General features: G+C 54.6%; 12 protein-coding genes and 1 pseudogene. 2 read left to right on the plus strand and 11 right to left on the minus strand.

Going from position 1 to position 19,900, the window contains the following annotated elements:
• Nucleotides 1-106: 106 nt before the first annotated feature.
• The 9 genes from CO666_RS32230 to CO666_RS32275 all read right to left on the minus strand — a co-directional run bounded on the left by CO666_RS32230 (nucleotide 107) and on the right by CO666_RS32275 (nucleotide 13,187).
• Complete coding sequence (locus tag CO666_RS32230) at nucleotides 107-1,336, minus strand: alpha/beta fold hydrolase (protein WP_008534369.1); 1,230 nt, start codon at nucleotides 1,334-1,336, stop codon at nucleotides 107-109.
• Between the two features lie 129 nt (nucleotides 1,337-1,465).
• Complete coding sequence (locus CO666_RS32235; RefSeq protein WP_004673291.1) at nucleotides 1,466-2,155, minus strand: GntR family transcriptional regulator; 690 nt, start codon at nucleotides 2,153-2,155, stop codon at nucleotides 1,466-1,468.
• Nucleotides 2,156-2,275: 120 nt separating this feature from the next.
• Nucleotides 2,276-3,070: an N-acyl homoserine lactonase family protein gene (locus CO666_RS32240; protein WP_018247149.1), complete on the minus strand. Its 795-nt coding sequence runs from the start codon at nucleotides 3,068-3,070 to the stop codon at nucleotides 2,276-2,278.
• On the minus strand, nucleotides 3,070-4,197 hold the full coding sequence (locus CO666_RS32245; protein ID WP_004673287.1) for a zinc-dependent alcohol dehydrogenase family protein: 1,128 nt from the start codon (nucleotides 4,195-4,197) through the stop codon (nucleotides 3,070-3,072). The genes CO666_RS32240 and CO666_RS32245 overlap by 1 nt, the downstream gene beginning before the upstream one ends.
• A 12-nt stretch (nucleotides 4,198-4,209) precedes the next feature.
• A complete protein-coding gene (locus tag CO666_RS32250) occupies nucleotides 4,210-5,094 on the minus strand; it encodes an MBL fold metallo-hydrolase (RefSeq protein WP_011053353.1) in 885 nt (294 codons plus the stop codon).
• Nucleotides 5,095-5,446: 352 nt separating this feature from the next.
• Nucleotides 5,447-8,005 carry a sensor domain-containing protein gene (locus CO666_RS32260; protein ID WP_004673285.1) on the minus strand — a complete coding sequence of 853 codons (2,559 nt, stop codon included), beginning with the start codon at nucleotides 8,003-8,005 and terminating at the stop codon, nucleotides 5,447-5,449.
• Nucleotides 8,006-8,436: 431 nt separating this feature from the next.
• The gene (locus CO666_RS32265) at nucleotides 8,437-9,636 is read right to left on the minus strand and encodes an ABC transporter substrate-binding protein (RefSeq protein WP_008534366.1); all 1,200 of its coding nucleotides are present in this window, start codon (nucleotides 9,634-9,636) and stop codon (nucleotides 8,437-8,439) included.
• Between the two features lie 184 nt (nucleotides 9,637-9,820).
• The gene (locus tag CO666_RS32270) at nucleotides 9,821-12,334 is read right to left on the minus strand and encodes a methyl-accepting chemotaxis protein (RefSeq protein ID WP_008534365.1); all 2,514 of its coding nucleotides are present in this window, start codon (nucleotides 12,332-12,334) and stop codon (nucleotides 9,821-9,823) included.
• Between the two features lie 211 nt (nucleotides 12,335-12,545).
• Entirely contained in the window at nucleotides 12,546-13,187 is a 642-nt protein-coding gene (locus tag CO666_RS32275) for an SDR family oxidoreductase (protein ID WP_010031458.1), read from the minus strand.
• 1,303 nt (nucleotides 13,188-14,490) lie between these two features.
• Between CO666_RS32275 and CO666_RS32280 the strand changes: the two genes are divergently transcribed.
• Complete coding sequence (locus tag CO666_RS32280; protein ID WP_004673281.1) at nucleotides 14,491-15,486, plus strand: AraC family transcriptional regulator; 996 nt, start codon at nucleotides 14,491-14,493, stop codon at nucleotides 15,484-15,486.
• A 70-nt stretch (nucleotides 15,487-15,556) separates the two neighbouring features.
• On the opposite strand, the gene CO666_RS32285 is transcribed toward CO666_RS32280, so the two are convergent.
• The gene (locus CO666_RS32285) at nucleotides 15,557-15,742 is read right to left on the minus strand and encodes a hypothetical protein (protein ID WP_004673279.1); all 186 of its coding nucleotides are present in this window, start codon (nucleotides 15,740-15,742) and stop codon (nucleotides 15,557-15,559) included.
• A gap of 521 nt (nucleotides 15,743-16,263) precedes the next feature.
• Complete coding sequence (locus CO666_RS32295; RefSeq protein ID WP_004673275.1) at nucleotides 16,264-18,273, minus strand: HAMP domain-containing methyl-accepting chemotaxis protein; 2,010 nt, start codon at nucleotides 18,271-18,273, stop codon at nucleotides 16,264-16,266.
• A 398-nt stretch (nucleotides 18,274-18,671) separates the two neighbouring features.
• On the opposite strand from CO666_RS32295, the pseudogene CO666_RS32300 reads away from it, so the two are divergent.
• Nucleotides 18,672-19,131 (plus strand): annotated as a pseudogene (locus CO666_RS32300) (helix-turn-helix domain-containing protein); the annotation flags it as partial.
• Nucleotides 19,132-19,900: the final 769 nt, after the last annotated feature.

Consider the following 19,900-nt stretch of genomic DNA (forward strand, 5'->3'; position numbering starts at 1 on the left):
CTACAGCGCAACGAGAAGCGCGCGGGCGCTCGGCTTTACTCCCTACCGTCACCTACGCCACGTACTGGGACACGATCGGTAAATGGCCAACGCGGTTGCTTTGTGATCAGCCGTTATCTTCGACGAACCGAATAGCGTCTTGCAAGAAGCTCCGGAAATAGTCAGGATTTTCGCACATCGGAAAGTGCCCAAGCCCCTCCATAACGACATGACGGCTGCCAGGAATGAGGGCCGCTAGCGCTGCTCCGTCTGCAGGCGTCGCAGAGTAGTCATAGGTCCCGGAGAGAAGAACGGTCGGTGTTCGCTTGGCATCAATCTTCGGACCGACGACGGCACCGTCGAACTCGTCGCTGTAGAACGAAAGATCGCCGGGATAAACTCCAGGAGCACCCTGCGAGTAGATCCAACTGGCGCGGCGTCGCTCTTCTTGCGGGCTGAGCGGGCTCATGATTCCGCGGACATAGGCTGAGTTATGAAGCGACCCATGAACGTTGACGTTGTGTTGAAAGGGGTTGCGACGGCCCTTTGACTTCAACGGCGGCTCGACCGCAATTACACCCATTAGACGTTCCGGTCGCTCCGCCGCCAGCACCATGCACATCGCCGCGCCCATAGATCCTCCAACGACGATAGCTCTGTCTCCGACGAGCTGGTCGAGTATCGCCGTGCACCAGGTCAGGTAGAGATCCGTTGTGAGTTGATAGGGCGAGCCGTCCCAAGTTAAAGGAGGCATCGAACGTCCGTGAAACGGCAGATCAACTGAGATCAATCGGTTCGTACGCGCAAACCCAGTGTCGGAGAGTTGCGGTAGAAACTGACGGCCGTCTGCGCCAGCCGTATGGAGGAAAAGGATAGGAGTTCCTGCACCGGCTTCCTCGTAAAAGATATCGTGTTCTACGCCGCCGACCTCTACCCGCTTATAGCGTCCGGTGACCTGTTCAATATTTCGATCGACCTTCGGCGCAACTAGGGGCGGAGACGCTACGACGATTTCGAACAGTCGCTCCAGAGCGGGACGCGCTTGAGCGATTGCTACGGGCGAACCAGATAACGTGAACTCAGGGTTAGCGAGTTGAAAGGCGGTGAACGAATGGTAGGTTGCCGGCGGCGGCACCTGCATAACCTTTTCCCAAGCTCCTTCTGGGGCACTCAGTATGACGTCAGCATTTTCGTCCGCGCCGTCCAGTGCGACTATCCCGCCTCCCACAGCAAGTGATGACTTTTCTGGTCCAACTTGCAACGAGATCCGTGTTGTAAGACCTGGGGTCAGTCGCGGTAGCTCCGGATCTTCGATCGCCAGGGTTACGCGTTTAATCAGCTCGGCATGGGCGCCCATACGTCCTCCCTAACAAAATGATGTTGTTGGGAAGCCGCACTTCCTGTGTCTCACCTCCCATAAGAGAGGTAAGCAGATTTTCAGACAATCTGTCAACCTTAGCCGTCGCCTGAACTTCGTTTTGTGGAACTACTCGGAGGTTTCGACGGGGTTCTTGCTCAAGTAGTCCAACGCCACCTTAGCCGCGATTTCGATATGGCGCTTGCAAAGCGCGGCTGCCCTGTCGCCATCACGCAACGCAATAGCGGCCGCAATCTCTCTTATTTCGAAAACGCTGTTCTGCAGCCGCCCTGGCTGGGTCATCGATGTCATCCGCAACAATGTGACCCGGTTGTGCAACGACGTGAGCATTTGCTTCACAAACACGTTCTTGCTGCCGGTCATCAAACAATCGTAAAAAGCGGTCTTGGCTTCGATGATCCGCGTTCCGGAACCGCTCTTGGCTGCGGCTTCGAACGCTTCCACGGTCTCGAGGAGAGCAACGATCTCTTCATTCGAACCGTTCTCGGCGAACTCCTGGCCGGCAAAGCTTTCAAGCAGCGCGCGTACACTATAAAGCTGCCTAGCCTCCTCGTAGCTGATAGTGCTGACAACCGGCCCCCGATGCGGATAGCTAGTAATAAGCCCTTCAGCTTCTAACTGGCGTAGCGCCTCGCGAACTGAAGTTCGGCCAACCCCGATAAGTTCGCACAACTCGCGCTCCACCAGCCGCTGCCCGGGCTTGAAACGGCCACTTGAAATAGCCTGCCGGAGCTTATCCTCAACAAGGATTCGAAGAGAGGCGTTTTGACGTCTAATCTGGAGGTCGATCGTTCCCATTCACAACAAACCTTCGATGAAATTTCTAGTGACGCACAGAATCAATATACTGCCGGAGCGTTTCGTAGGACAACCCGATTGTCTGCAAACAGCAAAAAATTTCAATCGGTTTATTGTGGGTCACAGGAGAACTCTAGCGAACTGGAGGTCTGGCGCAAGGGGAGAAAATTTCTGTAGCACCTCAGGGTCATGACCCGGAATGATGAGTCCGTTTGCTCCGGCAAGGACGCGGAGCTTGTTGTAACCCTCGATGACCTCTAGGTAATCTGCAAACAGGGGAAACGCGCCGTCATTTTCAAGATAGTGCTGGAAATGAAGCGCGTCGGAAGCGATAACCAGCAAAGCGCCGCCTGTTGCCACCGTAACAACTTGCAAACCTTTCGAGTGACCGCCAACCAGATGCACCCTGCATCCAGGAACAATTTCCCCATCCCCATCATGGAACCGTACCCGTGACTGAAAAACGAGCCGGACCGCGTCGACGACACCTTCTGTAGCAAAAGGCCGACGCATTCGCTCATGGCACATACACCGCCCCGTTCCATACGCCATCTCCCGATCCTGAATGTGAAAAGTGGCGTTAGGAAAGGCCGGGAGGTTTCCGGCGTGATCGTAGTGCAGGTGTGTCACAACGACATCAGTAATTTCGCTGGATTTGATGCCAAGGCTGCTCAGTGCTGCCACCGGATGGATCAAGAGGGTCCGCCCTCTGGCCGCGCCCTCTCCGGCTTCGAAACCAGTGTCAACAAGAATTAATCGGTCCTCGAGACGGATCAGCCACACGAAGTAGTCGATTTGTGATGGACGATCATGAATGTCATTCGTCTCTAGTATCAGGTCACTTACTGGTCTTTGCGCGGTGCCGTAATGGATGGCGAGCACTGTCCACTCGTTCAAGAGAATTCTCCCCGCCATCAGTCCATCAAGACTAGGTGTCGATTGATCTCGGCCCTGTCAAGACGGTCGAAAACCTCATTGATCTCATCAAGGGGGCCAGTGCTCGACAGCAATTTGTCCACTGGCAGCTTACCTTTGAGGTAAAGGTCGATATAGCGGGGTATGTCGCGCGATGGCACGCAGGAACCCATATAGCTGCCCTTGATCGTTCTCTCCTCTCCGACCAACGGCAAGGGCGAAACCTCGAAACGGGAATTTGCGCTGGCCAGTCCGGCCGTAGCGGTCATCCCTCCGCGCCGGGTAATCTCATATGCAAGCTCGAATGCCTTTTTGGATCCAGCCATCTCTATCGCGTAGTCTACCCCGCCGCTTGTCGCGCCTTTTACTTGGGCAACAATATTCGGCGAGGTGGCCAAAAAAGTCTTCGTCGCTCCCAGCTCCTTGGCAAGATCCAGCTTCGCTTGGATTAGGTCGATCGCCACGATATCGCTTGCACCGCTCGCAACAGCGCCAAGTATCGCCGAAAGGCCTACGCCGCCGAGCCCGATTACCGCCACACTACGGCCTGGGCGGACCCCACACGTGTTCATCACAGCTCCAACGCCGGTCATAACGGCACAGCCGAAGAGAGCAGCTGTCGCCAAATCGATATCTTTGGTCACTTTGACTACCGAGCTCGCCGACACGACAGCATATTCGGAAAACGCAGAAACGCCGCTATGGTGGTTAATTTCGTATCCTCTCAAACGGATGTGCTTGCCGCCGGATAGAAGCGTTCCTGCAGCATTGGCCTGGTAGCCCGGTTCGCAGAGGCTGGCGCGGCCTTCAGCGCAATATGAGCAATGGCCACAAACCGGCAGAAATGACATGACTACATGGTCACCAACCTCAACCTTCTCGACACTCGGTCCGATTGCTGCGACGACGCCAGATGCCTCATGGCCTAGAGCGACTGGAAGCGGACGCGGTCTGTCCCCATTGATTGCGGACAGGTCAGAGTGGCAGACACCGGCAGCCTTGATCTTGACCAACACCTCCATGGGGCCAGGCGGCGTCAGTTCCACAAGCTCAATCTTAAGAGGTTTCGAATTTGAATAGGGCTTCGGCAGACCCGACTCCCTGAGGATTACCGAACGCATCTGCATCTTTGAAATTCCTTATCGATGTGCAAGCAACTGCATTGGAGAGGGGATATAGCGGAATCCGTCTCCGTTTCGCACCACATGCCCGGCACCTGGCCATGCGAAGTGATAGGACATTACCGCAATGCGATCTGTCGCCAGCATATCAAGCACGCGCGTGCGGGATCTAGCTGACAGCTTCGGGTCCGTGTCGTATCGGAATTCCATCATCGGCCTCTCCATCAACAGGATATGATGGTGCGTAAGGTCGCCGAGAAAACAGAGGCGATCGTTTCCCGACTGCAGCATAAAACAATGATGACCGAGCGTGTGGCCGGGGGCCGAAATCGCGTGAACGCCCGGCAAGAACTCCTCGCCGTCTTTGAAAAAGAAGGTCCGATCCTTGTGGGGAAGCAGGTTTCGCCGAGCGTTATCGATTTGAAATTGAAATGAAGAATCGATCGACGACCCGTCCGTCCAGTCCGTGAAGTCTCGCTCACTGATGAAGATGTCGGCGTTCGGGAAATTTAACCTTCCATTGGCATCGCACAGACCGCCGATATGATCGATATGGGCGTGCGACAGAACCACCGCATCGATCTCCGTCGGATCTCGACCTGCCTCTCTCAGGCTGGCTAGGAGTCGACCTGTGGTGGGCCCGAAAGCTTTGGAAGACCCCATCCCGGTATCAAATAGAATTGTTCTTCCATTTATCTCAACAAGCGGCACGTTTTGCTCGAGTACAACTTTGTTCGTTGGCAGGAAATTGTCCTCTAGCATCAGGCTGACCGTGCGTGGCTCTACCCCCAAGAAGTTCAGGCGAGGATCTCCTAGCTCTAACGGCCCGTCGGACAGTACCGTGATTTTTCCATCGCCAAATTCGAACGGATAAAAATACGGAAGCTTGGCCAGGTGATGCATACTAAGAGACACTGATTTTCCTCCCATCAGGTGCTTGGCGACATTTTTGGCAGATTGTATGATAATCTGTCAAATATTTTTGAAGAAAGCCATATCGAGAGCGACTGCCTTGCTTTAGGAGCCGGTGTACCGCGTTTTCCCCGGCCTACCGAATGCCGCGCAGTAGGAGCAGAGCATTCGAGAATGCGGCTCGCGGGGCCGCACAACGCATGGTCGTTGACCCAGCGTTGCCCCCTGTTCCGCGAAAAACCGCAGACATTCAGAGATTGACGAGGCTCAAGTTGAGTTGTCTCACAGCGCGCACCGCATCACCGTCCATCAGACAGGTGACATTTTCCCTTATTCGCGCTCATCATCGCGAAGCGGCGTAACGATCTGAAACGAAGCCGGTGGCGGACGCGCGCACCCAAAGAGCGATCAATTCCATCTTCGGCAGGGCCTTGCTGTAAAAGAAGCCTTGCGCCGAACCGCATCCGTTCGCTGCGAGAAATGCTGCCTGCTCGGCGGTCTCAACACCTTCCGCCACCACGTCCTGCCCAAGACATTGTGCAATGGACAGAATCGCTTTGACCAATTCTTCGTTCCTTTTGTCCGAGCTATTTATGAATGACCGATCGATCTTCAGCGTGTCGATCGGGAAGCGGGCTAGATAGTTGAGCGCCGAGTAACCGGTGCCAAAATCATCGATAGCAATCGAAAATCCCATTTGACGCAGCTTAAGAAGCGTCTGCAGGGTCTCGCCCTTCCGATCGAGAAGCAGACTCTCCGTGATTTCGATTTCGATCCATTCCGCGCGGCAACCGGTTTCACCGAGGATTGCAGCGATCTCGTTTACCAACCGTGAGCATTGGAATTGCTTACCCGAAAGGTTGACTGCAATCTTGTGCAGGTGGTGGCAATCGGCGTTCAGCTCCTTCGCCGTCTTGCACGCTTCACGCAGCACCCATCGCCCGAGTTCAACGATCAGCCCGGTATCCTCAGCGACCGGAATGAATCGAACCGGCGGAATCATGCCCATCTCGGGATGAGGCCATCTCAACAACGCTTCCGATCCTATCATTACGCCGCTGTCCAGAAGCACCTTGGGCTGGTAGTGCAGCTCCAATTCTTCGCGCTCGATAGCGCGGCGCAATTCAGATTCCAACTGCATCCGCTCCTCCACGCCCACAGTCAAATCCTTCGAATAAAAGCGAAAACTGTTTCTCCCCGAGCGTTTGGCAAGATACATCGCAGAGTCGGCGTATTTCACCAGATCGTTGACATCTGTGCTGTCGTCGGGCGAGATCGCGATGCCTACACTGCATGACACGTAGACTTCCTTGCCATCCAATAGGAAAGATTCCTTGAATCTCTCGAGGATCGAGCACGCAACCCAATCGAGATCGTCGGTTGTCTGGATTTCCGGCAACAGAATCGCGAACTCGTCGCCGCCGAGACGCGCAACCGTGTCGAGATCGCGGACAGATTTCTTAAGCCGGGTAGCGACCTGGCAGAGTAGTTGATCACCCACAGGGTGACCCATCGTATCGTTCACGACTTTGAAATGGTCGATGTCAATCAGCATTACCCCTGTCCGCCGACGTTGAGACGACGCGTCACTGACGACCTTTTGCAATCGCTCGTTAAACAGCAAGCGGTTCGGCAAAGAAGTCACCGGATCGTAAAAGGCCATTTGCCTGATTTTTTCCCGCGAGGCGTTCAGTTCCGTGACATCGCGAGAGACCCCGAGGACTCCTGTAACCTCTCCCCCGGCGCCGAGGACCGCAAGTTTACGTGTTTCGAGAAGAATGGACTGACCGTTCTCCGGGGAAACCACCCAATTCTCGTCGATAAGTATGCCACCGGCTTCGATCGTGGCCTCATCAGATTTTCCGGAAATGTGAGCTCTCTCAGCCCCGAACAATTCAAGGTCCGTTTTTCCAACGACCTCCGCCTCCGATTTCCCGGTCAGCCGCTCAAATGCATGATTGCACAACAGGTGTACGCCATCGACATTCTTTACCCAAACCATGTCAGGAATGGTTTGCAGCACACTTAGCAATTGCGTCCGCACGGAGTTGATGGCGTCTTCCGCCTGCCTTCGTTCCGTGACATCACGCGAAAATGCCAGGAGCGTGGTGGCGGCGTCAGGATCGGCGCTTGGTCGTCTAGCCACCGACAACTCGAACCATCGGGTCTCGCCGTTTGGCAAGGATACGCTAATGCATCGACCGTAGGCAACTCCTTCACTGCTTGCAGTTCGAAGCGCCTCCATTGCAATAGCCGCTTGATCAGGCGCAAGAACTTGGTCGACCGTCCTACCCAGTAGCATTTCCCGCTGCTGGGCTAGTAGTTCGGGATTTCTGGTCCAGACCTGAAGATATCGCCCATCCTCGTCGACCTCAAACAGAACGTCTGGAATAGCGGTGACGATCCCTTGGGCTAGTTCGAGAGCGTTTTTGAGTTCCTGCTCCGCCAACTTGTGTTCGGTTATGTCGATGATAACGCCAATCAGACCCGCGGGCTCGTCGTCGTGACCTCTGAAAACTGCCTTGTTGCAGACAACATCCAGGATGGCGCCGTTTGCGAGAGCGATCTTACGCTCGGAGACTTGGGCTCCACCCCTTTCAAGAAGGCCTTTCTCTTCAATAGAATAAATTTCCGCCAGTTGCGTTGAACTGAGATCAAAATCTGTATTCCCGATGATCTCGTCGCGCGAGCGACCGAGGAGATCTTCGAAAACCTTGTTGCAACCGACATAGCGACCGTGCAGATCTTTGAAGAAAATTGGGAGGGGCAACACGCCGATCAATGCTTCAAGCAGCGCTCCTCGGTCGGCTGAGGTATCATGATGCAGCGCTTCGTCTCTCCGGCGATTGCGCCTTTTCTGAAAAAAGGAGCGTTGCCAAAGCGGTTGTAAAGTCGAATTCATCGTGAAGCTCCTTACCGAGGGCCAAGACAGATGCATCATCCATCCGATCAGGAATTCCGGGAACGCCACCCAAATCATTCGAGCAACAAATTGATGCAGATATGTCAGTAAGGCGTCGAACCGCGCGTCGGCCTGAGCCGGATAGTGCGGTCGGAAATGAACTTTGCTTTCACATTCGAAGCAACAACCTTCGCGGCAGCACGTAGATTGAAAGGCGCAATGAGTATGTTGTCCCGTTTGGCGAGAGGAGGGCCGGAGGAAGAATGCTACCGCGGAGCAAATATGTTCGTTGGAACCGGATCGCTTGTCTCATGTCTCCTGAGGCGACCCGGGCATTTCCCAATTTGAACTGTCATTCCTTAGCGCAGCCTACCTTGCACGAGAGCCGATCATGAAGGCACCGCATTCCACACAGACCCCGCATGCGATCTTCAATCGGCCGGCTTCCAGGAGAGCGGATCCGCTGGGTTATCGAAATATTTAGCAGCAGCGCTGGCAGACCACCAAGCTGTATTCTTCGGCTCGATCCAATCCTCAGAGTTAGGATCGCAATCAGCTGGCAAATCCGCCATTACATCCTCTATGGTACTGGGAATTGCTGGCCGCAGGATTGTCTGAATTTTGGGGCCCTGTCCCTCAAGAGTTCGCATCATTACGTCCCATACGAAACCCGCCTCAGAGCGCGGCGGCCAGAAATGAAAACTCTTGCTTACGAAGTCGGGGTTCCGTCGCCAGTAACAGGCTGCCGAAGCTTCGCCCCCTAGAACGATTGGGATCATGTCGCGCCCGGACTGGCGCACCGCGTTGATAACACCATTCTCAGCTCCCGACTGAACGATAATACCATCAATTCGACCGGGATTCGCTGCAAGGAATTTTTGCACCTCGGCCTGCGCGACCTTGTCTGTCCACTTCCCGTCGACATGACCTACGATCTTTATCTCGGGATAATACTCCAGAGCCTTCTTTGCGCCGACGTCAAAGCTGTCCGAGGAGGCAAAGCCGGAGATCCCCGAAACGAGAAGCACATTGCCACTTCCTTCGATTTCTTCAGCGAGCCACTTCGCCGCCTCAAACCCGCCTTGCATGTTGTTCTCAGTTGCGTTGACGGCGAACGGCGATGTTACGTAACCAGAGTACGAGAACACAGGCACTCCTTTTGAATACGCATACTCTATCGTAGGATTAAGCGCCGTGAGGTTCGAACAGCAGATAATAATTGCATCAACGCCGTCGTCTACCATCTGCCGCATCTGCCTGATCTGGACAGCGTCTTCAAGATTTGACTGGGTGACGATGAACTCGGAGACCAGCCCCGCTTTCTTGAAAGCTGGAACAATCTTGTTTGTGAACTCATCAAGAATACTCGCACGCCAAGAATTGTCAGCATATGTCGATGCGTACCCAATTTTCCACGGCGGTGCTCGCTGTGCCTTAAACGTGCGGAAGACAGATTCACCTGTAGGCAACTTTGGATCGAGCAACTCGTAGGTTTTTCGTTCCTCCCGCGGCAATTCCGTAAGGCCACCGGCGGCCGCTACAGAAGGGATCACCAAGCCGGTGATTAGAATAATGGCTCTTGTAATTTCACGTATGCGCACGGATTTGATACCTCTCGTGTCTCTGAGCATTGCAAAGCAGTTGATCTCTTGAAGGTTGATCGGCTCTAGGTGGGTTTTTTACAGTCAGACGGGCGGCGAAAGGGAGACCAAGAGCCCAAGGCCGGATTTCGCTTCCGTAAGCGGATTTCCCTTCAGTAGAACGCCGCTATCACAGTGGCCATCCGACGCGTGGCAGTCCCGTTCGATGCGTAGCTTACGCCACTAACCTAACCCGACGCGTCGACTTATCTTCGGTCAATTTGAATGAAGCGAGCCGCTCGCTGAGTTCGTTAGTCTGATCCGAGAGAGTCTTTGCCGCGGCATTTGTCTGCTCGGCCATGGCAGCGTTTTGTTGTGTTCCCTGGTCAAGTACATTGACGTTATTGTTGATCTCGGCGAGGGACGCCGCTTGCTCGCGGCTCGAATTGACGATTTGATCAATCCGATCGGAAATCTTCAAGATCGACGCCGTTATGTTGTGTAACGCCTCACCTGCTTTCCCCACGTAATCTGAGCCGATCGCCACCTCCGAAGAGGATTCCGAAATCAGGTGGCGAATCTCGCGGGCTGCAGCTGATGATTTCTGGGCAAGTTCGCGCACTTCCTGGGCTACGACTGCAAAACCCTTTCCGGCATCTCCAGCACGAGCCGCCTCGACACCAGCATTTAGTGCCAAAAGATTTGTCTGGAACGCAATCGTATCGATCAAACCAATGATTTGGCCGATCTTGTGGGACGCGTCTTCTATTCTGCCCATTGCGTTGATCGCATCGGTCACAATGGTTGCCGCACCCTCGGCGTGTTCTTTAACAACGGACACGAAAGCCTGGGTTTCATAGGCATTCTCGGATGATTTTCTGACCGTGACCGTCACCTGTTCGACGGCGGCCGCAGCCTCCTCCAGTGAGGCGGCTTGCAATTCAGTTCGCCGCGACAGATCATCTGAGGCTTTGAAAAGCTCGCTGGTTCCCCATTGAATTTGATTGGTATTCTCGTCGATATGAGACACTGTCTCTCTCAGGATCGAAAGCGAGTGATTGAAATCGCGCCTCAGCGGCTCAAGATTGGGATGGAATTGGCGGTCAATTTCTTGAGAGATGTCGCCACGCGCCAATCGAGATAACGCCTCTCCTAGAATGGTGACGGCAGTTGCGACCTCCTCCTCCATCTGAGCGCGTTCGCGTTCACGATCCATCCGCTCCTGTTCAACGGTTTTCCTATCGGCTTCCGTTCGTGTCTCGATGTCCATCTTCGAGACAGCATTTTCACGGAAAACCTCGAGTGCGCGAGCCATTTCACCTATTTCGTCTCTCCGGTCACGTCCGACAATCTGCGATCGAAGATCGCCCTTTGCCAGCTCTTGCATGCGCTTCGCGATCCGTTCGATCGGGGCGCGAAGTGTCGCCATCAGGCCGGCGCCAGCCGCCAAGGCTACCAAGACGCCGGACACTGTGGCGATAGTTGACAGCAAGCGGGCAAGATTGCTTTCATTGCGAGCATCGTTTTCCTGAGTTGCTGCAAAGGTTACGAGGTTTTTCCAGATCTCCTGGCCGGTTTTGTCCGCCTCAGAATATTGCGCTTGGCGGGCTTCCGCTATCTTGACCAGCTTCTCTGTGTTCTCTTGGATAGAATCCACCTGGGCGAATAGATCTTCCTGCATTTTATCGAAGCCAGATATCGAGCTGGCAACGCCTCCAACTGCCACGGTGTCACGCGCCAATTTTGTAAGTTGCTCAACGAGGCGCTGCTGATTCTCTGCGTTGGCTGTACGGAACAGGTTATTGATTTCGATTTCGATCGAATCGGCGTCCTGGCCGATCGTTGTCGCCGTCGCAACAAGCATTTCGGAATCCGTCAACGCTTTATCCAACGCCCGGATCGCATTTGTTCCTTCAATCATGTGCTGGATCGCATCCACTCGCAGGTTCGTCGCAAAGCTCTGTAGGTCAGAGCCGGCAAGCCGTGTGGAAGGGTCGACAAATTCGGGGTTGGCGATTAGCTTGGCGATAGTCCTCTCAATTTTAGTAACGGCCTGCTCGTCAGCAGTCGAGACTACCCGCTTAACTGTTTTTAGCGACTTTTTGATCACAAGCCCTTGCTGGGCGACAGTCGGAGGCTGCTTCGCTCCGTCCGGCAAGCTCACCAAGTCTTCCGCCATGTGTTGCATAACTGATGCCGTATCGAGTGAGCGGGTAGCCTCCCGGAGCATGGTTTTCCCGGAGTTCTCCTGATTGCGTACTTGTGAGCGCACATCAACCGCAGCCAATTTAAGGGCGCCTCCGACCTCCTTGATCTTCGACAAGTTGGAAACAATGTCGCTGCGAACGGATTCCTCGTCATTATGCAAAGACCACATGCGGCCGATGCTGCCCGAGATAACGGACATTGCCGATACACTGTTTTCGAGCGCACCAGTTTCGCTCCCGCTACCTGCCGCCGCTTCCTGGAGCGACTGCATGGTTGCGCTCTGCCCGTTTAAACTTGTCAGCGCCTCATCTCGGTACTCCGTTGAGCTTTGCGCCAAAAAGCGGTTCATACTTTCCGCGACACTTCGAAACCCGCTCAAGGTCTGAAGAACCTCATTTGAAAGCCGAAGACGAGACTGAAGCAAGCCAGTTGCTTTTAAGCCGACCCCACCAACTGCCGCCAATATCAGGATCAAGGGTACAAGTACCAATAACACCTTTGCTCTTATGGTAAAGGTGGACAACAGGCGATCGACGAACATACTTACCTCCAAAGGGCTCAAACGGTGCTGGGGCCTCGCTTTTGGAATAGTAATGTTTGAGCCTGAACGAACATGGATAAGAGTTTCACTAAAACAATCGAAACTTTTTTACGTGTTGTTAGGATTTGACCTCTTACCCATTGCGTCTTTCGAGAAACTTAACGGAAGGTTAATACCTGCAGATTTGCCGGATCAGAACGTGGGAGTGGATCTATCTGCACCGAGGATCGATCTCCAGCACGTTCCCTGTCAGCTTTCCGGACAGTTCCGAATTCGCCAGGAATTGCACGGCGTGGATCACTGTTCGAAGCACGTCATTTTCGCTTGAAGACGTAGAGTTCACATCGCTGGCGTGTACAGCATTTATCCTCAGCCCGGAACCGAAATATTGCCTAGCAATTGCGGAGGTAGTAGTGCGCAACGCCGCTTGAAGGACGGCTTCTGCTTCCAGCGAGGTCGTCTCTTCGAACCATGCGACGTCCACTACGGCAAGCTCCGCGCCCTGAAGTCGAGAGCTAAAGGCCCCTGTAACTCTGATTAGATTGGATACGGCATCAAGCCCCAGATTCGCGCTGGATAGCGATCCCGTTACAGTTTGGGTTGTTTCATTTCTGCGGAAAACTATGTTCACCAGAACGTCGACCCGTCTCCAGCGCAAATACACCTGGTCAGCCATTGAGTTGACGTAAACGTCTCTGTTCGGGTTGACTTTGACCGGTAAAAAATTGTTTCCCTGGCCTTCAGCCAGGGAGGCGAAGTCGGCGGGATTGGCGTCGCCTACGGCGACCCGATAGCCTTTTTCTATAAATGAGCGCGCCAAACAAAGACCAACAGGATTTGACGCGCCTATCAAGACACAGACTTTTTCCCCAGGAGAAATGTTGGCGTCACTGTCACGTTCAACCAGTACCTCGGTCGATGGAGTATGACACGCCTTGTGAGTCAGAGACGCTTGTATCACGCGCCGGTCGCCGCTTCCGGCAGATTAAGAAGGTCGACAATTTGTGCATTTTTGGCCAAGTTTAGCACTTATAACTCCCGGTCCGTCGCTGCGTCTCCCGCGAACAAGCAATGCGCGGGCGATATAGTAAAATTTTTGTCCGACAATCTGTCAATTCCTTTTTGCGATTTTCGGCGGACACAGGTCGAGACCGGCGTCATTTTGAGGCCTCATGCACGCAATGCCGTAAGCATCGGTATTCCGACACCCGGTTGAGTTTGATGTGGTCTTTCCTGTTAGTCTTCTCTCGCCGCCACGTTCCGATTTGATCGCGCTTTTCGCGTTCGCGCGGCACAGACAACAGCACGCCTATGGCAGCACAAGCTGTTTGACCATCATCAGGTTTCGTCCTTAAGCTCTTCTTTTGCCCAATCAGACGCCCGGAGTCCGTACCCGCTAAGAAGAGCGCAAAGTCAACTCAATGCGACGAGGCGCGGCTTACGCATTGATATTTGCCGCGACCGCCTCGCTTAGTAGGCCAAAAGAACTCGTCGACGTCTTTGCGTCTCCGAGTGTTGAGCCTGGAGCGTGCCTCTCTTATACGTCATAACCGAAGTATGCTGATGCGCAGGTTAAGAGGACCAGCGTGTGGCGAAATCGTGGGGCCATCCTACAGCACAATCATTTTTCTCCGTGTCGACTCAACGGCCTCCAAGGTCGGTTGGCGTAGGTTCTCTCCCACTCATAGCACTCCCACCCTTCCCGTGACGGGCTGCGATCGAAAGCAGCCCGTCACCCCTCGCCTTGGGAGGCATCTTTAGATTGATTTGCCGTGCGGGAACTCCACTAGAACCGTGGCAGATTTCCCTGATGCTGCCTTGCCTTTGATCAGGAATAGCATTAACGTATATCAGACAATCTGTCAATCTGTTCGAGGCTTGTGGAAGCCAGTCATCGCATCATTAGAGGCTTCCCAACTGCAGCGCTGAAAAACTAGGAGGCCATCTCGAGCGGGAGAACCTGGATGTCGGTGCTGGTGATGATCCGCCATGACGAAAGCCTAGGGAATGAGAGATTCAACCGGCCTCCACAAAGGTCCGAATCGGTCATGTACGCGATCAAAATCGCTCGCACGCCATCCGGTCTCGAGCTTTGAAGGTTTGGAAAACTAGTCCCGGCATGTGCGAGTTGGTGTTCATAGATAGGTTTATATTGGATGACCGAAAGTTTGTTCAGCAAGCCCGATGAAGGGACCTTAGTGAAAGACAACTTTATCGAGGGCTCCGATCCCGAACGTCTTTTGCCTTTGATATCATCGCCCCTGGCGTCCTCTGACCTTGCTCAACACGACAGTAGATCGCTTAACTCTCGCTGCAGTCGAATTTCCCTTGATGGTTTTGGCGTTGCGGATGCCCATCATGAAGGGGCGTTCTCGGTCATGATAGATTCCCCAGTTGACGTCGTAACGGTCTTCCTGCCGGCGTCCGGGAATGCAGTCTTTCATTGGTCTGGGCAACAGGTAGAGTCGCCGCATGTTGCAAATGCTCCGCTGAATGCCCGACAAGATGGCATAAGATCTCAACTGTCATTGACGATCGATACGCAATCCTTGCGTGACAAGCTTTCTCGCATGCTCGATCGGACGATCAGCGGAAATCTGCAAATTCAGCCGACCCTTGATCTTGCATCGAGCGCGGGAACGCTCATGCGAGAACTAGCCCTGTCTGCCCATCGCGGCCTCAGTGCCGGGGGGGCTCTGCGACAATGCCCGTCGGCCTATAGCTCGCTCCTCGACGCGATAGAGTACCTTTTGATCGAAAGCTGTATGCATCGCTATACCGATGAACTTCGTCGTCCGTCTCCGTCTCCCACGCCTCGCCACGTGAAACGGGCAATGGAGTTTATGGAAGAGCATATGGCTCAACCCATTTCCCTTAACGATATCGCCGCTGCGGCCAAGGTCAGCGTGCGGACTTTGCAGCACGGCTTCCGACAATTTCGTAATACCAGCCCCACAATGCACCTCCGAGACTTGCGTATGTGCGCAGCTCGACAGGAACTGCTGCAAAACGGCGCTAAAATCAGCGTTTCGGAAATAGCGCTTAAGTGGGGCTTCACACACCTCGGCCGTTTTGCTGCAGAGTACAAGAGACGTTACGGCGAACTGCCATCTAAAACAGTGCATATGATGGCCTCTCCGCCCGAAAGCTGACCCGGAAATAGCCCTTCGCGATGGCGCTGTGGTTCGCAGCGCTCCACCGGGCTATACCATCGCTGCGCCCTTAATTTTTCGGTCTGTCGCCACAGACGGTCAGCAGCCGAGCGTACAGTGCTTCAAGGTGATTGGTGATTTGGATCATTTGCAGCCGCTCTTGCTCCAGGCGCTGCGACTGTGCATCTTCGTGGCTTTCTAAGTGGGTATCTGTCTTAGCCTGTTGCCCGAAATTGATTGCGATAACTTTGGACATCTTCGAACTCTCGTTGAATTTCGTTAATACTCCGCGTCTTGAAGGAAGACAGTCGCGGAAGGTGAAAAAGCAAAAGTCTGCTAGGCAGCTGCGATGCGTCCTGATTGGTGCCAAACCTTTGCTCAAAACTAAGGGAGCATTCCATCCCTTGTTCAAGCGGAGTGATTCCGTAGCTGAAGGTTGGGTCGAAGTCGCGCCTAAGTCCGAACCGGTTGGATCCGATCGCCGTTGATCGATAGAATGCCAGAGACCTGATCGACGACCGGGCCGATGATACCATCTGCTACCTCAACGACGACAATGGCGCTGTGGCTAGACCGATGGGATTGGTTATCTCGGCAGCAAGCTCTATCACCGGAATGACAGAACCGGCAGATCCCTGAACCGAGAACATGCGTTAGGGGCAGCGGCGTCGCCTCTGCTAACCCCCGGATTTCCGGGATCAACGTCGTCTTCATGCAGAACTGCTGGCTGCCAGATGGAAACCGATAATATCCTGCGGTGAATTATGACATGATTCATTAAAACTCTTCCCATTCCTTAGTCGCGACAGCGGCTGTAGTACGTCCGCCGAAGGCGCCGGCAAGCTTCTGGGAGAGGGCACGCGCTGGCGAGGCGGCCGGCTTACCGTTCTGGTGGGCAACACGCCGTACAAAAGTCGAACCGTCGAGCCTGAAGCGCGCAATAAGCCGCGCCAGATTGGAAGCCTCATCCGCCAACCGGTTGGTGGCCGCCGTCGATTCTTCCACCATCGCCGCATTCTGCTGGGTCGTCTGATCCATCTGGTTGACCGCAGTGCTGACTTCCGCCAGCCCGGTCGATTGCTCTCGTGCCGCCGTCGAGATCGTATGAACGTGCTCGTTCACCTTGATCACGTGGCCTCGGATTAGACCAAGGGCATCGCCTGTGGCCGTTACCAGCCTGACCCCAGTTTTGACCTCGTCGCCGGACCGGTTGATCAGCGCCTTGATATCCTTGGCGGCAGTGGCGGAGCGCTGTGCCAGTTCACGCACCTCCTGAGCCACAACGGCGAAACCCTTTCCAGCGTCACCCGCACGCGCCGCCTCGACGCCGGCGTTAAGGGCCAAAAGATTGGTCTGGAAGGCGATCTCGTCAATGACGTTAATGATCTGGCCGATTTCATCCGAGGCCTGCTCGATGCGGCCCATGGCGGCGACCGCGTCTTTGACAACCGCGCTCGACTGCTCGGTGCTTCTGCGTGCCTCATCGACCATATGGCTGGCTTCCGTGGCTCTTTCTGTCGAGCTTTTTACCGCCACCGTGATTTCCTCAAGCGCCGAAGAGGTCTCCTCCAGGGCCGCGGCTTGCTGTTCCGTGCGCTTTGAAAGGTCGCCTGAGGCGATGCGCATCTCGCCGGCTCCGCCGTTGATCGTGTCGACGGCGGAGCGAACCTCGCCTAATACGGATCGAAGGGCTGCCATGGTGGCGTTGACATTACTCTTCAGTTCACCAAAGGCTCCCTGAAACTCGCCGCACATGTTTTCCGTCAGATCCCCATCGGCAAGCGCTGAGATAACTCGGCGAGTTTCGGCGATGCCCCGGTCAACAGAGGTGACCAGCTCATTGACGCTTCCTGCAAAACGGTCGAGAGCCGCATCGCCGTATTTCTTGGTGATGCGATGGGTGAAGTCACCGGCTACGGCGGCTGACACCACCTCGGCAATGCTCGACTGCAAGTCGGCGCTCTTGGCCTGCAACGCGGCCTCCTGCGCGTTCAGATCGCGGGCCTTGATGCTGTTTTGCTTGAATACCTCAACGGCTCTCGACATCTTGCCGATTTCGTCGGCGCGCATTGCGAAAGGAACCTCAGTGTCGAGATTACCATCTGCCAGTACGCCCATCGTGGTAGTCAACCGCGAGATCGGATCGGTAATCTTCCGGATGCAGTAAAGCAGGGCTATAATGCCCGTCGTAGTTGCCAGCGCCATGGCAAGAATGGTGACCAAAACCGTCGATGAAACGGCGCCCATCGTGTTTCCGACGGCCGCGACTCCACCACGCTTGTTAACTGCGACATCCTGGTCAAGGAGCGCTCCGCTATCATTATACAGTTTCGTCGTGGCGTCACTCGTTAGAAGAGCAAATGCTTCATCCTTCTTGCCTGCCTGCATTAGTTTAACAATCCGCTCGCCATCCTCCTGATATTGCGTCCACAAAGCGGAGAACGCGTCATAGGCCTGACGCTCCTCGCCGGATGTCACCATCGGCTCATATTCACCACGGGCATTCGCGAGATCCTCCATCTTCTGGCGGAAGGTGGTGATATTATGCGCAAGGCTCGTCGAATCTGATGAGTTTGTCACCAGCCTGAACTGCAGGATGCGGTAGTCCCCGGTGATCGTATTGATCCGATTTATCACATCGATCGATGGCAGCCAGTTGCTGGCAACTTCGGATATATTGCTCCTAATGGACAGCAGCTTGACGATACTCACGATGCCCTGGCCCGCCGCGAGAAGAGAGAGCAGAACAAATATCAAAGATAAAGCGAGTCTAATGGACTTGGGCATAAAGGCAAACCTTTTAGGTGAGGTGGACGATCGACTTGTCTACTCAAATCTTCCAATTGCCGTTTCATTCATTCGAACGGCAGATCAATCTTGTGGGTCTGTGACATAGCTGAGAATACCTATTGGTTGCGTTGGTTAATGAAGCCTTTCCTGCCCGTCTCGAATGCAAAAAGACGACGTTTTAAGGATAGTCAGGCGTCCAATGGATCGTCCGCGCTTACAAGGAGGATGCAGCCGGCAAAATTTCATTTGGCGCCGTTCGAAGAGCATCATCGTTTTCAGCAACCGAGTTTCGCCCCGCCACGAGCGACCTAGAGCAAGTCCTGCGATCGATGAATCGATTGTGATGTGACGGCGTCCATCGAAGCTGATTCAACTCCACAGAGAAGAGGTGGATGATGGGACAGGCCCTGAGCGATGATCTTCGAATACGGGTTTTGAAAGCGTCTGCGGCGGGCATGTCGGCTCGACAGGCTGCGGCTCGTTTCGGAGTTGGGATTTCGACGGCGATCCGCTGGATTGCAAGAGCGAAAGAGGGTGAGCTGACTGCTCGGCCACAGGGCTGGAGACGACCTTCGGCAGTGGATGCACACGAGGAATTCGTTGTCGCGTTGATCAACGAGCGTAGGGATGTGACGCTCGATGAGATGGTTGAGCGCTTGTCCGTCGAGCGGCAGGTGAAGATCAGCCGCAGCGCACTTGGCGCTTGGCTTCGAAGCCGTGGGTGGACCTTTAAAAAGGACCGCACACGCACTGGAGCAGGACCGACCGGACGTCCTGAAGCGCCGGCGCGCCTGGTTCGATGGTCAATTGGACCTCGATCCGGAGAAACTGATCTTCATCGACGAAAGTGTGCTGCAGAGGCACGGAAGGAGTTCAGTGTGAGCTAACCCCGTAACGTGAAGCTGCGTGAATGATGGAGGATGGCCCTCCGGGATCGGCTTTCAGGAGCGGGTCTCAAACCAGTCCGAGCTGCTGCGGTAAAGAGCCGTGGTGGTGAGCGCCGGATGAAAAGTTCGGACGAGATCCGAGCAGGTGCGTGTCCGAAGACGAACGAAAGTGAACCCTCCGAAGACGCGCCGTTATGAATATAAGCGTCGTCGAAACCAGGACTGTTTCGTCATCCTGGGACAAGTCCGCCGGGTGCCTGATGATTGGGCGGGCGGCGACCGGCGTAGAGGGGGCGTGAGTTGGACACAGGCTTTCACCCGGAACTGCAGGAACCAGGCTCCTGATGCCAAGGGAGAAGCCCAAGCGGAGAAACCGTAAGGCGAGAGTACCGATGCAGGAGACTGGGGCGGACCGATCCGTATGAGCGTTGAGGGCCCTGTAATGGGGCCGGAGCAAAGGGATCGGATCAGGTGGTCGTATTGTTTGGAACAACTGGAAACAGGACTTCGATAGGTACGACAGACAAGCCGTTTCGGATTGAGAAGCGGCAAGTGTACGAAGCTTACAAAGCGGTCAAAGCCAACCGTGGTGCAGCCGGGTGGACGGTGAGACCCTGGAGATGTTTGACAAAGACCTTGCGAGAAATCTCTACAAGATCTGTAAGCCTCCGGTGAAGGCCGCAGGTCAGGCCGCTTGAGCGTTGACGGTCGGCGGCGTCCAATTCCACGGAAGCAAC

The sequence above is a fragment of the Rhizobium chutanense genome (assembly GCF_002531935.1).
Taxonomy (GTDB): domain Bacteria; phylum Pseudomonadota; class Alphaproteobacteria; order Rhizobiales; family Rhizobiaceae; genus Rhizobium; species Rhizobium chutanense.

Excerpts from the sequence above, each read along its gene's own strand:
- CO666_RS32230 (WP_008534369.1), bottom strand. The coding sequence starts at position 1,336 with ATGGGCGCCCATGCCGAGCTGATTAAACGCGTAACCCTGGCGATCGAA.
- CO666_RS32235 (WP_004673291.1), bottom strand. The coding sequence starts at position 2,155 with ATGGGAACGATCGACCTCCAGATTAGACGTCAAAACGCCTCTCTTCGA.
- CO666_RS32240 (WP_018247149.1), bottom strand. The coding sequence starts at position 3,070 with ATGGCGGGGAGAATTCTCTTGAACGAGTGGACAGTGCTCGCCATCCAT.
- CO666_RS32245 (WP_004673287.1), bottom strand. The coding sequence starts at position 4,197 with ATGCAGATGCGTTCGGTAATCCTCAGGGAGTCGGGTCTGCCGAAGCCC.
- CO666_RS32250 (WP_011053353.1), bottom strand. The coding sequence starts at position 5,094 with ATGCATCACCTGGCCAAGCTTCCGTATTTTTATCCGTTCGAATTTGGC.
- CO666_RS32260 (WP_004673285.1), bottom strand. The coding sequence starts at position 8,005 with ATGAATTCGACTTTACAACCGCTTTGGCAACGCTCCTTTTTTCAGAAA.
- CO666_RS32265 (WP_008534366.1), bottom strand. The coding sequence starts at position 9,636 with ATGCTCAGAGACACGAGAGGTATCAAATCCGTGCGCATACGTGAAATT.
- CO666_RS32270 (WP_008534365.1), bottom strand. The coding sequence starts at position 12,334 with ATGTTCGTCGATCGCCTGTTGTCCACCTTTACCATAAGAGCAAAGGTG.
- CO666_RS32280 (WP_004673281.1), top strand. The coding sequence starts at position 14,491 with ATGACCGAAAGTTTGTTCAGCAAGCCCGATGAAGGGACCTTAGTGAAA.
- CO666_RS32285 (WP_004673279.1), bottom strand. The coding sequence starts at position 15,742 with ATGTCCAAAGTTATCGCAATCAATTTCGGGCAACAGGCTAAGACAGAT.
- CO666_RS32295 (WP_004673275.1), bottom strand. The coding sequence starts at position 18,273 with ATGCCCAAGTCCATTAGACTCGCTTTATCTTTGATATTTGTTCTGCTC.